General features: G+C 68.1%; 13 protein-coding genes. 10 read left to right on the top strand and 3 right to left on the bottom strand.

Features of this window, described 5'->3' with window-relative positions; genetic code table 11:
* Window positions 1-46: 46 nt before the first annotated feature.
* Window positions 47-430 carry an acyl-CoA thioesterase gene (locus J2851_RS01620; protein ID WP_370881307.1) on the top strand — a complete coding sequence of 128 codons (384 nt, stop codon included), beginning with the start codon at window positions 47-49 and terminating at the stop codon, window positions 428-430.
* Window positions 431-487: 57 nt separating this feature from the next.
* Here J2851_RS01620 and J2851_RS01615 read toward each other — a convergent pair whose 3' ends face one another.
* Window positions 488-754 (bottom strand): hypothetical protein, encoded by a 267-nt coding sequence (locus J2851_RS01615; protein ID WP_209762861.1) that lies wholly within the window; start codon window positions 752-754, stop codon window positions 488-490.
* A gap of 280 nt (window positions 755-1,034) precedes the next feature.
* Here J2851_RS01615 and J2851_RS01610 point away from each other — a divergent pair, with 280 nt between their 5' ends.
* The 8 genes from J2851_RS01610 (at window position 1,035) to J2851_RS01575 (ending at window position 9,032) form a co-directional block, all read left to right on the top strand.
* Complete coding sequence (locus J2851_RS01610; protein WP_209762858.1) at window positions 1,035-1,436, top strand: FtsB family cell division protein; 402 nt, start codon at window positions 1,035-1,037, stop codon at window positions 1,434-1,436.
* A 177-nt stretch (window positions 1,437-1,613) separates the two neighbouring features.
* Window positions 1,614-2,630 (top strand): pyruvate dehydrogenase (acetyl-transferring) E1 component subunit alpha, encoded by a 1,017-nt coding sequence (pdhA, locus tag J2851_RS01605; protein WP_209762855.1) that lies wholly within the window; start codon window positions 1,614-1,616, stop codon window positions 2,628-2,630.
* A gap of 89 nt (window positions 2,631-2,719) precedes the next feature.
* The gene (locus tag J2851_RS01600) at window positions 2,720-4,117 is read left to right on the top strand and encodes a pyruvate dehydrogenase complex E1 component subunit beta (protein ID WP_209762852.1); all 1,398 of its coding nucleotides are present in this window, start codon (window positions 2,720-2,722) and stop codon (window positions 4,115-4,117) included.
* A gap of 13 nt (window positions 4,118-4,130) precedes the next feature.
* On the top strand, window positions 4,131-5,516 hold the full coding sequence (locus J2851_RS01595; RefSeq protein WP_209762849.1) for a pyruvate dehydrogenase complex dihydrolipoamide acetyltransferase: 1,386 nt from the start codon (window positions 4,131-4,133) through the stop codon (window positions 5,514-5,516).
* A gap of 15 nt (window positions 5,517-5,531) precedes the next feature.
* Window positions 5,532-5,843, top strand: a complete 312-nt coding sequence (locus J2851_RS01590; protein WP_209762846.1) for a chorismate mutase — start codon at window positions 5,532-5,534, stop codon at window positions 5,841-5,843.
* Between the two features lie 19 nt (window positions 5,844-5,862).
* Window positions 5,863-7,260, top strand: a complete 1,398-nt coding sequence (gene lpdA, locus J2851_RS01585) for a dihydrolipoyl dehydrogenase (RefSeq protein WP_209762843.1) — start codon at window positions 5,863-5,865, stop codon at window positions 7,258-7,260.
* Between the two features lie 305 nt (window positions 7,261-7,565).
* On the top strand, window positions 7,566-8,522 hold the full coding sequence (gene lipA / locus J2851_RS01580) for a lipoyl synthase (RefSeq protein ID WP_209762840.1): 957 nt from the start codon (window positions 7,566-7,568) through the stop codon (window positions 8,520-8,522).
* A gap of 42 nt (window positions 8,523-8,564) precedes the next feature.
* Window positions 8,565-9,032: a type II toxin-antitoxin system RatA family toxin gene (locus J2851_RS01575; protein WP_209762836.1), complete on the top strand. Its 468-nt coding sequence runs from the start codon at window positions 8,565-8,567 to the stop codon at window positions 9,030-9,032.
* A gap of 155 nt (window positions 9,033-9,187) precedes the next feature.
* Here the strand turns inward: J2851_RS01575 and J2851_RS01570 are convergent, their stop codons facing one another.
* Window positions 9,188-9,691, bottom strand: a complete 504-nt coding sequence (locus tag J2851_RS01570; protein ID WP_209762833.1) for a CinA family protein — start codon at window positions 9,689-9,691, stop codon at window positions 9,188-9,190.
* 33 nt (window positions 9,692-9,724) lie between these two features.
* Window positions 9,725-10,879: a bifunctional 2-C-methyl-D-erythritol 4-phosphate cytidylyltransferase/2-C-methyl-D-erythritol 2,4-cyclodiphosphate synthase gene (locus J2851_RS01565; RefSeq protein ID WP_209762830.1), complete on the bottom strand. Its 1,155-nt coding sequence runs from the start codon at window positions 10,877-10,879 to the stop codon at window positions 9,725-9,727.
* Between the two features lie 155 nt (window positions 10,880-11,034).
* Here J2851_RS01565 and J2851_RS01560 point away from each other — a divergent pair, with 155 nt between their 5' ends.
* Window positions 11,035-11,850 carry a cytochrome C assembly family protein gene (locus tag J2851_RS01560; protein ID WP_209762827.1) on the top strand — a complete coding sequence of 272 codons (816 nt, stop codon included), beginning with the start codon at window positions 11,035-11,037 and terminating at the stop codon, window positions 11,848-11,850.
* The last annotated feature ends 2 nt before the right edge of the window (window positions 11,851-11,852 follow it).

Genomic DNA, 11,852 nt, shown 5'->3' with positions numbered 1-11,852 from the left:
GATGAGCGACCACGCCTCTCCCACCGGAGCGTCCGCGCACCACGCCATGCCAAAGACCATGGACGACGGCCCGGCGTTGCGCACCATCGCCATGCCCGCCGACACCAACCCGAACGGCGACATCTTCGGCGGATGGCTGCTGGCGCAGATGGACCTTGCCGGCGGCGTGGTCGCCCTGCGGCGCGCCGGTGGGCGCGTTGCGACGGTGGGGATCGAGGCGATGACCTTCCACAAGCCAGTCTTCGTCGGCGACGAGGTCAGCTGCTACGCCTTCGTGGAGAAGGTCGGCCGCACCTCCATCCGGGTGCGGGTCGAAACCTGGGTGCGCCGGCAGCGCACCGCGCCGGAGCCGATCAAGGTGACCGAAGGCGTCTTCACCTACGTCGCCATCGGCGAGGACCGCAAGCCGCGCGAGGTCCCGGCGGAGTAAGGGGAGGCGAGGGGAGGCGAGGGCGGGCCGCAACGCCCGCCCCCGCCGGTTTCCCGATTACTGGCTGTTGGTGTTGCTGCCGCCCGGAGCGGCCGAGGGAGCGGGCGTGGTCGTCGGGGCCGGCGTTGTCGGCGGGGCGTTCCCCGTCACGCCCGAGGCGTTCTGGCCCGGCGTGCCGGCCGGGGGCGGCGGGGTGGTCGCCGGCCGTTCCGCCGTGGAGGTGGTGTTCGTATTCCCGCTGTCGTTCTTGGCCGACTGTTCGTCGCACGCGGCGAGGCCGAGGGCCAGCGCCGGAACGACGGCCAGCCAGAGCTTGCTACGCATGGAGTTCTCTCCCTTCCATGTTTTGCGTCCGCCGACGCAGCACCCGCCCCGGGAGGAGCGGCCGCAGCGGCAGCGCAGTCCAACAAACACGCTTCGTCCTGTCCTATTCCATTCAAGGCGGCGTTTTCTGCCGATGCCTTTCGAACGGGGTATCTCCGCCGCCGTTGCGGCAAGCTGAATGGCCGCTTTACTGTGCGCAGGAAGACAGCGGACCCGTGAATTCTTTTGGATTGCTTCTTTTTCGTTTGACCGAAGGAATCCCCTGTGATTCCATCCTGCCATGACCATGCTCTCGAACCTCTCCGACTCGTTGAAGCGCGCGGCGAAGAGCGCCCTTCGGCACACCATCGGCCCGGCCATCGGCGCGAGCGTCGTTGCCTATTTCGTCTATTATGCCGTGCAGGGCGACCGCGGCCTGCTCGCCATGAAGCATTTGGAGACGGAAATCGCGACGGCCGAATCCGTGCTCCAGCAGGTGAGGGCGGAGCGCGAGCGCATGGACAAGCGCGCCCAGCTGATGCGCAACGACCACCTGGACCGCGACATGCTGGACGAACGGGCGCGCACGATGCTGAACCTCACCAGCCCGCGCGACGTCATCATCCAACTACCAAAGGCGCCGGCGCCGGATGATCCTAGCGCTGAGAATAGCGCTGAGAAACGGCCCAGATCAGTGAATTAACCGGAAGCCGGTTAACTTCCAAATTCGCGTTTGAAAACAGGTATTTGCGTAGTCCGCGCTTGTCGTGTACTGTGCGCGCCATATCCACTTCCGGTGCGAGGGGGATGTTCCCTCGTAACGTGTTGCGGCCACGGCTGTTCGCTTGCCGTTGCCGTATGAACCCTGGGGAGGAAAAACATGGCCGCGTCACGACGCCGTCCCAAGGCGCAGACCGAGTCCGCGCCGAAGCAGGCCGCTTCGGCCGAGGAAATGATCAAGTTCTACCGCGAGATGCTGCTCATCCGCCGCTTCGAGGAGAAGGCGGGCCAGCTCTATGGCATGGGCCTCATCGGCGGTTTCTGCCACCTCTACATCGGCCAGGAAGCCGTCGTGGTGGGTGTGCAGGCGGCGCTGAAGGACGGTGACGACGTCATCACCAGCTACCGCGACCACGGCCACATGCTGGCCTGCGGCATGGACCCCAAGGGCGTGATGGCCGAGCTGACCGGCCGCCGCGGGGGCTATTCCAAGGGCAAGGGCGGCTCGATGCACATGTTCAGCCGCGAGAAGAACTTCTACGGCGGCCACGGCATCGTCGGCGCGCAGGTCCCGCTGGGCACCGGCCTCGCCTTCGCGCACAAGTACAACAAGGACGACGGCCTGTCCGCCGTGTACAGCGGCGATGGCGCCATCAACCAGGGCCAGGTCTACGAGAGCTTCAACATGGCGGCTCTCTGGAAGCTGCCGGTGCTCTACGTGATCGAGAACAACAAGTACGCGATGGGCACCTCGCAGGAGCGCGCGGCCGCCGGCGAGCTGTACCAGCGCGGTTCGGCCTACGGCATCCCCGGGCACCAGGTGAACGGCATGGACGTCCTGGAAGTCCGCGCCGCCGCCGAGAAGTGGGTGGAATACATCCGCGCCGGCAACGGCCCGGTCATCCTGGAGATGAAGACCTACCGCTACCGCGGCCACTCGATGTCCGACCCGGCCAAGTACCGCACCAAGGAAGAAGTCGAGAAGATGCGGAGCGAGTCCGATCCGATCGACAACCTGAAGCGGACCCTGCTCGACGGCGCCTACGTCACCGAGGACCAGCTCAAGGACATCGACCGCGAGGTCAAGGCCGTGGTGACCGAGGCTGCGGAATTCTCGCAGCAGAGCCCCGAGCCCGATCCGGCGGAGCTGTGGACCGACGTGCTGGTCGAGGCCTGAGGGTCGAAGCCTGACATCAACGCATAAGCGAGCGGTGCCGAGGGCCGGGGCATGAACCCTGGATGTCCCGCGCCGCCGGAGGTTGAGGAATGCCGATCGAAGTGCTGATGCCGGCGCTGTCGCCCACCATGACCGAGGGCAAGCTGGCGAAATGGGTCAAAAAGGAAGGTGACGAGGTCAAGTCCGGCGACGTGCTCGCCGAGATCGAGACCGACAAGGCGACCATGGAGGTCGAGGCGGTCGACGAAGGGCGCATCGGCAAGATCCTGGTGGCCGAGGGCACCGAGAACGTCGCCGTGAACACCCCGATCGCCGTCATCGTCGGTGAAGGCGAGAGCGCCGTGGACGCCGTATCGGCCGCCCCGGTGCCGGCGCCCAAGGTCACCGCGGAGCCGGTGGTCAAGGACACCGGCGCGCGCCCCGACGCCACCCTGCCGACCGGCCCGGAAAAGGGCCCGGCCGCCGCGCCGCCCGCGTCCGACGAGGACAAGTTCTTCGACAAGACGGTCAAGAAGACCGTCCGCGAAGCGCTGCGCGACGCCATGGCCGAGGAAATGCGCCGCGACCCGACCGTCTTCCTGATGGGCGAGGAAGTCGCGCAGTACCAGGGCGCCTACAAGGTGTCGCAGGGCCTGCTGCAGGAGTTCGGCGCCGACCGCGTCATCGACACGCCGATCACCGAGTACGGCTTCGCCGGCCTGGGCGTCGGCGCGGCCTTCAAGGGCCTGCGCCCGATCGTCGAGTTCATGACGTTCAACTTCGCCATGCAGGCGATCGACCACATCGTGAACTCCGCGGCCAAGACGCTGTACATGTCCGGCGGCCAGATGGGCTGCCCGATCGTGTTCCGCGGCCCGAACGGTGCGGCCGCCCGCGTCGCCGCGCAGCACAGCCAGGACTTCACGCCCTGGTACGCCAGCGTCCCCGGCCTGAAGGTGGTCGCCCCCTACTCGGCGTCGGACTTCAAGGGCCTGCTGAAGTCGGCCATCCGCGATCCGAACCCGGTCATCTTCCTTGAGAACGAGATCCTCTACGGCCAGACCTTCGAGGTCCCGGAGAGCGAGGACTTCATCGTTCCCATCGGCCGCGCCAAGATCCGCCGCACCGGCACGGACGTGACCATCACCGCCCACTCGCTGATGGTCAGCTACGCGCTCGCCGCCGCCGAGCTGCTGGAGAAGGAGGGCATCAGCGCCGAGGTCATCGACCTGCGCACGATCCGTCCGCTGGACACCGAAACCATCGTCAACTCCGTCAAGAAGACCAACCGCCTCGTCACCGTTGAGGAGGCTTGGCCGACCTGCGGCATCGGCGCCGAGCTGTCGGCCCTGATGATGGAGCACGCCTTCGACTATCTGGACGCTCCGGTGATCCGCGTGACCGGCCTCGACGTGCCGATGCCGTATGCTGCCAACCTGGAAAAGCTCGTCCTTCCTTCGCCGGACCGCATCGCGGAAGCGGCGAAGAAAGCCTGCTACCGCAAGTAAGGAGGGCGAGCCCATGACCATCCAGATTCTGATGCCCGCCCTCTCGCCCACCATGACCGAGGGCAACCTCGCGAAGTGGCTGAAGAAGGAGGGTGACTCGGTGAAGTCCGGCGACGTGCTCGCCGAGATCGAAACCGACAAGGCCACCATGGAAGTCGAGGCGGTCGACGAAGGCCGCATCGGCAAGATCCTCGTCCAGGCCGGCACGCAGGGCGTCGCGGTGAACACCCCGATCGCCGTGCTGCTGGAAGAGGGTGAGGACGACAGCGCGCTGGACAAGGCTCCCGCCCCGGCCACCGGCACGGCCGGCACCGGCGGCTATGGCAGCCAGGGTGCGGGCGCCCCGCCGGCCGACCAGGCCGTCGCGCCGAAGACGCCGGCCCCGGCCGCGGCGTCCACTCCGGCCCCGGCCCAGCCGGCCGCCCAGGTGGCTGCCAGCCACGGCGGTGACCGCGTGTTCGCCAGCCCGCTGGCCCGCCGTCTCGCCGAGCAGGCCGGGCTCGACCTGAAGGCCGTCAAGGGCAGTGGCCCGAACGGCCGCATCGTCAAGGCCGACGTCGAGGCCGCCAAGGCCGGCGGCGGCGCCAAGGCCGCCGCTCCGCAGGCTCCGGCCGAGGCGAAGGCCCCGGCCGCCGCTCCGGCTGCGGCTGCGGCTCCCGCCCCGGCCGTCAAGGCCGCGGGCATCGACGCCAAGGACCTGTCGGACAAGCTCGGCATGGCCTACAAGGCCCAGCCGAACAGCAGCATGCGCAAGACGATCTCCCGTCGTCTGACCGAGGTCCAGCAGACGGTGCCGGATTACTTCCTGGCCATCGACTGCGAGCTGGACGCGCTGCTGAAGGTCCGCGCCGACCTGAACGCCCGCTCCAAGGATTACAAGCTGTCGGTCAACGACTTCATCATCCGCGCCGCCGCGCTGACGCTGAAGAAGTTCCCGAACATCAACGCCGCCTGGTCGGAAGAGGCCATCCTGCGCTACGACCACGTCGACATCTCCGTCGCCGTGGCCACGCCGACCGGCCTGATCACGCCGATCGTCAAGAAGGCGGAGACCAAGGGCCTGGCCGAAATCTCCAACGAGATGAAGGGCCTGGCCGAGCGCGCCCGCGACGGCAAGCTGAAGCCGGAGGAGTTCCAGGGCGGCACCTTCTCGATCTCGAACCTCGGCATGTACGGCATCCGGGAGTTCGCGGCCATCATCAACCCGCCGCAGGCCTGCATCATGGCCGTCGGGGCGGGCGAGCAGCGGCCGGTCGTGAAGAACGGCGCCCTGGCCATCGCCACGGTGATGACCGTTTCGGTCACCGTCGACCACCGCGTGGCCGACGGCGCCCAGGGCGCGGAGTTCCTGGCGGCCTTCAAGAAGCTGATCGAGGACCCGCTCGCCATGCTCCTGTAACGAAGGACCGGACCGATGAGCGCCAGCCTCTCCCCCCTGCGCGCGGAGATCGACGCACTCGATGCGGAGATCATCGACCTTCTCGGGAAACGCTTCGGCGTCGTCCGGCGGGTCGCCGTCATCAAGCAGAGGGAGGGGCTGCCCGCCGTCTTGCCCGACCGCGTTGAAGCGGTGAAGGAGCGGGCGGCGGCGCTGGGCAAAGCCCAGGGGCTCGACCCGGACTTCATGCGGAAGCTCTTTGACACGATCATCGACGAGGCCTGCCGGGTCGAAGACGCGTTCTTCGCCGCATCCGCCGCCGACAAGGACGGCGCGGGCACGCCTTGATCTTAGGGAGGAACAACCCTTGGCCGACATGAACTACGACGTCCTCGTCATCGGCGGCGGTCCCGGCGGCTATGTGGCGGCGATCCGCGCCGCGCAGCTCGGCCTCAGCACCGCGGTCGTCGAGCGCGAGAACCTGGGCGGCATCTGCCTGAACTGGGGCTGCATCCCGACCAAGGCGCTGCTGCGCTCCGCCGAGGTGCTGCGCAACGCCAAGCACGCGGCCGAATACGGCCTGGTCATCCAGAACCCGTCCTTCGACCTGGACAAGGTCGTCCAGCGCTCCCGCAAGGTCGCCGGCCAGCTGAACGGCGGCGTCAAGCACCTGCTGAAGAAGAACAAGGTCGCCGTCATCGAGGGCGACGCCAAGCTGCTCGGCAAGGGGCAGGTGGCCGTCACCAAGAACGGCGCCGCGGTCGGCACCTTCGGCGCCAAGAACATCATCATCGCCACCGGCGCCCGCGCCCGCACCCTGCCGGGGCTGGAGGATGACGGCAAGCTGGTCTGGACCTACCGCAAGGCCATGACCCCGAACACCACGCCGAAGTCGCTGCTGGTCATCGGCTCCGGCGCCATCGGCATCGAGTTCGCCAGCTTCTACAACGAGTTGGGCGCCAAGGTGACGGTGGTCGAGGTGATGGACCGCATCCTGCCGGTCGAGGACGAGGAGATCTCGACCTTCGCCCGCAAGCAGTTCGAAAAGCAGGGCATGGGCATCATCACCGCGGCCAAGGCCGGCAACCTGCGCAAGGGTGCCGACAACGTCACGGTGGCGGTCGAGGCCAACGGCAAGACCGAGGACATCACCGTCGACCGCGTCATCCTGGCCGTCGGCATCGCGCCGAACACGGAAAACCTGGGCCTGGAGAACACCAAGGTCCAGACCGACCGCGGCCACATCAAGACCAACCAGTGGTGCCAGACGGAGGAGCCGGGCGTCTACGCCATCGGCGACGTCACGGGCGCGCCCTGGCTCGCCCACAAGGCCAGCCACGAGGGCGTAATCGCCGCCGAGCACATCGCCGGCAAGCACCCGCACCCGCTGGACGTCCGCAACATCCCGGGCTGCACCTACTCGCACCCGCAGATCGCGTCGGTCGGCCTGACGGAGAAGAAGGCCAAGGAGGCCGGCTACGACGTCCGCGTCGGCCGCTTCCCCTTCATCGGCAACGGCAAGGCCATCGCGCTGGGCGAGGCCGACGGCATGGTCAAGACCGTGTTCGACGCCAAGACCGGCGAGCTTCTGGGCGCCCACATGGTCGGCGCCGAGGTGACGGAGCTGATCCAGGGCTACACGGTCGCCAAGACCATGGAGACCACCGAGAAGGAATTGATGGAGACGGTGTTCCCGCACCCGACCCTGTCCGAGATGATGCACGAGTCCGTCCTTGATGCCTATGGCCGGGCGATCCACTTCTAATCGGCATGCCGAATGACCTCGGTCGGAGGATAATCCGCAAGAGCGCCGTGCACGACGGGGATGGCCCAGCCGGTCGGAGACCGACGACGGTATCCCTGCGGGCAGGCGCTATTGCCGGTGCGGTCCAAGCGTCGCTTAGACCATCGTCGTCTAGGCGATCCGTGTCCGGACTGCTAAACAGACTTGACCGGTTGGTCATTCCGGCCTATCCGGCGGACCTGTTTCCGCCGGAATGGCGCGCGTGAGCGTGTCCCCGTTCAGCATCGGCGCTGCCCGCGGGCAGCCCGTTGGGAGCTATTGACATCATGACCCTGGTCGATCAGTCCGAAAAGCTTCGCCATCCCGAAAAGGCCCACAAGCCGGACAACCCCATTCAGCGCAAGCCGGGCTGGATCCGGGTGAAAGCGCCGACCAGCCAGGAGTACAACGAGACCCGCCAGCTCATGCGCGGGCTCAAGCTGAACACCGTGTGCGAGGAGGCGGCCTGCCCGAACATCGGGGAGTGCTGGAAGCACAAGCACGCCACCTTCATGATCCTGGGCTCGATCTGCACGCGCGGCTGCGCCTTCTGCAACGTCGAGACCGGCCGGCCGGACCAGCTGGACCCGCATGAGCCCGACAACGTCGGCGAGGCCGTCGCCCAGCTGAAGCTCAGCCATGTCGTGGTGACGTCCGTCGACCGCGACGACCTCGCGGACGGCGGCGCGGAGCATTTCGCGCGCACCATCCGCGCCATCCGCGCGGCGTCCCCCGGCACGACCATCGAGATCCTCACCCCCGACTTCCAGAAGAAGAAGGGCGCGCTGGAGGTGGTGGTCGAGGCCAAGCCCGACGTCTTCAACCACAATCTGGAAACGGCGCCGCGCCTCTACCCGACGATCCGTCCGGGTGCGCGCTACTTCACCTCGCTACAGCTGCTGTCGCGGGTGAAGGAGCTGGATCCGACGATCTTCACCAAGTCCGGCATCATGGTGGGCTTGGGCGAGATGAAGGAGGAAGTCGGCCAGGTCATGGACGACCTGCGCGCCGCCGACGTTGACTTTATGACGATCGGACAGTACCTCCAGCCAACGCCCAAGCACGCGGCGGTGGACCGGTTCGTGACTCCCGAAGAATTCGAGAGCTACGCAACACTTGGCCGCGGCAAGGGTTTCCTGATGGTGGCCTCGACGCCGCTGACCCGCTCGTCCTACCACGCGGGCGCGGATTTCGAGAAGCTGCGCGAAGCCCGCCTCCGCAAGCTCGCGGTGGCCGCCGGTTGAGGGGCGCGGGCTGACGGGCTGCTGGAGACGAACGGAGCGGGTATGCCGACGCACGCGGAAAAGAAGGTCCTTCCCTACACGCCGGAACAGATGTACCGGCTGGTCGCCGACGTGGAGAGGTACCCGGAATTCCTGCCCTGGTGCCTGGCCGCCCGCATCCGCCGCCGCGAAGGCAACGTGATGTTCGCCGACCTGGTCATCGGCTTCAAGATGGTGCGGGAGCGCTTCACCTCCCGCGTCGAGCTGGACGAGCCGGGCCGGCGCATCGACGTGCAGTACACCGAGGGGCCATTCCAGTACCTGAACAATCACTGGATTTTCACCCCGCACGAGCGCGGCGTCTGCGTGGATTTCTACGTGGACTTCGAGTTCCGCTCGAAGATGCTGCAGAAGATCATGGGCGTGCTGTTCAACGAGGCCGTGCGCCGCATGGTCCAGGCCTTCGAAACCCGCGCCGACCAACTCTACGGCAACGGCGCCGTGCGGCCCGCCGCAGCGCGCACGGCCTGAACGCCTGCACCCAATTCCTTCTCCCCTCCGGGGAGAAGGTTAGGATGAGGGGGCGGCCGAAGGCCGGAAACGCCGCCTCATTGCAGTGCTTTGACGCCCAGCGGGCGCCCCCTCACCCTAACCCTCTCCCCAGGGGGGAGAGGGAATAGAGACCATCACCGAATGCTGCTGTCCGGCCGGGCTGTCTTCAGACGCTCCAGGGCGGCCTGTACGGTCGCGAGGCGGACCTCCTCGCGGTCGCCGGGGAAGTTGTATTCCTTGTGCTTGGCGGCACCCCGCCGCACCGCCGTGGCGATGTAGACGCGCCCGACGGGCTTCTCCGGCGTGCCGCCGCCGGGGCCGGCCACTCCGGTGACCGCCACCGCCACGTCCGCCTTCGACTTCGCCAGCGCCCCGACCGCCATGGCGACGGCCACCTCCGGGCTGACCGCGCCGTGGGCGTGGATCAGGCTGGGCGGAACGCCGAGCATCTCCGACTTGGCGACGTTGGAGTAGGTGACGAAGCCGCGGTCCACCACCTTCGACGAGCCGGGGATGTCCGTCAGCGCGCCGGCGATCAGGCCGCCGGTGCAGGATTCGGCCGTCGCCACGCTGTAGCCGGCCAGTTCATATTCGGCCAGCACCTTGGCGGCGAGTTCGCGGATGTGGTCGGGGAACATGCGCCGGCTCCTTTCTTCTTTTGACGCCCCACCTTACCCCGGCAGGCGCACCGTCGCCACCGCCTGCGCGGCGATGCCCTCGCCGCGGCCGGTGAAGCCGAGCCGTTCGGTCGTGGTGGCCTTCACGCTGACGCGGCCGGGGTCCATGCCCAGGATCTCGGCGATCCGGGCGACCATGGCTTCCCGGTGCGGGCCGACCTTCGGGCGCTCGCAGATCACGGTGACGTCCACATGGGCGATCTTTCCGCCACGGTCCGCCACGAGGTCGGCGGCGTGCTTCAGGAAGCGGGCGCTGTCGGCGCCGCGCCACTGCGGGTCGCTGGGCGGGAAGTGGCTGCCGATGTCGCCGGAACAGAGCGCGCCGAGGATCGCGTCCGTCAGCGCGTGCAGGCCGACATCGGCGTCCGAATGGCCTTCCAGCGTCTGCGTGTGCGGCACGCGCACGCCGCACAGCGTGACATGGTCGCCGTCGGTGAAGCGGTGCACGTCGAAGCCGGTGCCGGTGCGGATGTCGGACAGGCCCGCGTCCAGGATTCGCGCGGCACGGGTCAGGTCGTCGGGGGTGGTCACCTTGAAATTCTCCTCCTTGGCGGGCACCAGGGCGACAGACAGCCCCGCGCGCTCGGCGACCGCCGCGTCGTCGGTCAGTTCCAGCCCGGCCGCGGCGCGGTGGGCGGCCAGGATGTCCGGAAAGCGGAACCCCTGCGGCGTCTGGGCGCGCCACAGGCCGGAGCGGTCCACCGTGTCGGCCACGACGCCGTCCCGCCCGCGCTTCAGCGTGTCGGCGACGGGAACCGCGGCGATGGCGGCCGGCTGCTGGCCGAGCGCGGCGATGACCGCGCTGATGGTCGTGTCGTCGATCAGCGGCCGGGCCGCGTCGTGGATCAGGACGAGGTCCGGCGCCGACTCGGCGAGCGCATCCAGGCCGTTGCGCACCGAGTCCTGCCGCGAAGCGCCTCCGGCGACCGGTTCGGCCAGACCGAGTCCGGCGACGGCCGTCTCGTACAGGTCGCGAAACGCGGGGTTGATCACGACGCGCACCGCGCTCACCTGGGGATGGCGCAGGAAGGCCTCCACCGTGTGGCGCAGGACCGGCTTGCCGGCGACGTCGAGATACTGTTTGGGGCGCTCGGCGCCGAACCGCTGACCGCTGCCGGCGGCGGCGATGAGCGCGATGCAGGAAGGCATGGGACGGATCCGGTCCAAGTGGGATATATGTGGCGAGCGCGCCGGAGCCTAGCCTGTCGCCAAGGTTCCGCCAAGACTGGTTCCGCCAAGGCCCGCAACGCGGTCGGCGCACGGGCTTGGATCGTCCAGAAGAGGGAAGGGCATAGGGCCGCCGCATGTCGCAGAACATCGTCTACAGCCTGACCGCGCTGATGGCGCTGCTGCCCGCCTCCATCTACCCGTACCGCCGTATCGCCGGGCAGGGGGTGGAGGGGCGTTCCGCCTATTTCTGGGGCGCGCTGGTGCTCGGCTTCGCCGGCCCGGCGCTGTGGTCGCTGACCCAGGTGGCCGGCCGCTGGCACACGGGCCTGTCCACCGCGCTGTGGGTGACCATCGCGGCCTGCATGCTGCTGTTCACCGCGCTCAGCGCCGTCACCCGGTCGGCGTGGCGGCTGTCGCCGCTGCTGCTGCCCTACCTGCTGCTGGTTGGCACCTTCGCGACGCTGGCGGAGGAGGCCCCGGCCCCGCTCCTGCGCGGCGGCGCGCCCGGCATTTGGATCGACCTGCACATCGCCGTGTCGGTCATCACCTACGCGCTCTTGACGCTCGCCGCCGTGGCGTCCTTCGCCGCCTTCCTGCAAGAGCGCGCGCTGAAGACGAAACGGCCGACCTCGCTGACCCGCTTCCTGCCGCCGGTGACGGAGAGCGAGCGGCTGCAACTGACCCTGCTCGCCGCGTCGGAGGCCGTGCTGGGCGCCGGCCTCGCCACGGGAATGGCGGTGCTCTACTACGAGCAGGGCGTGTTGCTGCGGGCGGACCACAAGACTCTTCTGTCGGTGGCGAGCTTCGTCGTCATCGGAGGGTTGTTGCTGGCCAACGCGCGCACCGGCGTGCGCGGCCGGAAGGCGGCGCGTCTCGTCCTGATCGCCTATCTTCTGTTGACCCTTGCCTATCCGGGCGTGAAATTCGTCACCGACGTCCTTCTGGGCTAGTC

The organism is Azospirillum rugosum, assembly GCF_017876155.1.
GTDB lineage: Bacteria > Pseudomonadota > Alphaproteobacteria > Azospirillales > Azospirillaceae > Azospirillum > Azospirillum rugosum.
This window is presented reverse-complemented; position numbering and strand designations above follow the sequence as displayed.

Bases quoted from the DNA above. Each gene is read 5' to 3' on its own strand.
- J2851_RS01620 (WP_370881307.1), top strand. From the start codon at position 47: ATGCCAAAGACCATGGACGACGGCCCGGCGTTGCGCACCATCGCCATG.
- J2851_RS01615 (WP_209762861.1), bottom strand. From the start codon at position 754: ATGCGTAGCAAGCTCTGGCTGGCCGTCGTTCCGGCGCTGGCCCTCGGC.
- J2851_RS01610 (WP_209762858.1), top strand. From the start codon at position 1,035: ATGACCATGCTCTCGAACCTCTCCGACTCGTTGAAGCGCGCGGCGAAG.
- pdhA (WP_209762855.1), top strand. From the start codon at position 1,614: ATGGCCGCGTCACGACGCCGTCCCAAGGCGCAGACCGAGTCCGCGCCG.
- J2851_RS01600 (WP_209762852.1), top strand. From the start codon at position 2,720: ATGCCGATCGAAGTGCTGATGCCGGCGCTGTCGCCCACCATGACCGAG.
- J2851_RS01595 (WP_209762849.1), top strand. From the start codon at position 4,131: ATGACCATCCAGATTCTGATGCCCGCCCTCTCGCCCACCATGACCGAG.
- J2851_RS01590 (WP_209762846.1), top strand. From the start codon at position 5,532: ATGAGCGCCAGCCTCTCCCCCCTGCGCGCGGAGATCGACGCACTCGAT.
- lipA (WP_209762840.1), top strand. From the start codon at position 7,566: ATGACCCTGGTCGATCAGTCCGAAAAGCTTCGCCATCCCGAAAAGGCC.
- J2851_RS01575 (WP_209762836.1), top strand. From the start codon at position 8,565: ATGCCGACGCACGCGGAAAAGAAGGTCCTTCCCTACACGCCGGAACAG.
- J2851_RS01570 (WP_209762833.1), bottom strand. From the start codon at position 9,691: ATGTTCCCCGACCACATCCGCGAACTCGCCGCCAAGGTGCTGGCCGAA.
- J2851_RS01565 (WP_209762830.1), bottom strand. From the start codon at position 10,879: ATGCCTTCCTGCATCGCGCTCATCGCCGCCGCCGGCAGCGGTCAGCGG.
- J2851_RS01560 (WP_209762827.1), top strand. From the start codon at position 11,035: ATGTCGCAGAACATCGTCTACAGCCTGACCGCGCTGATGGCGCTGCTG.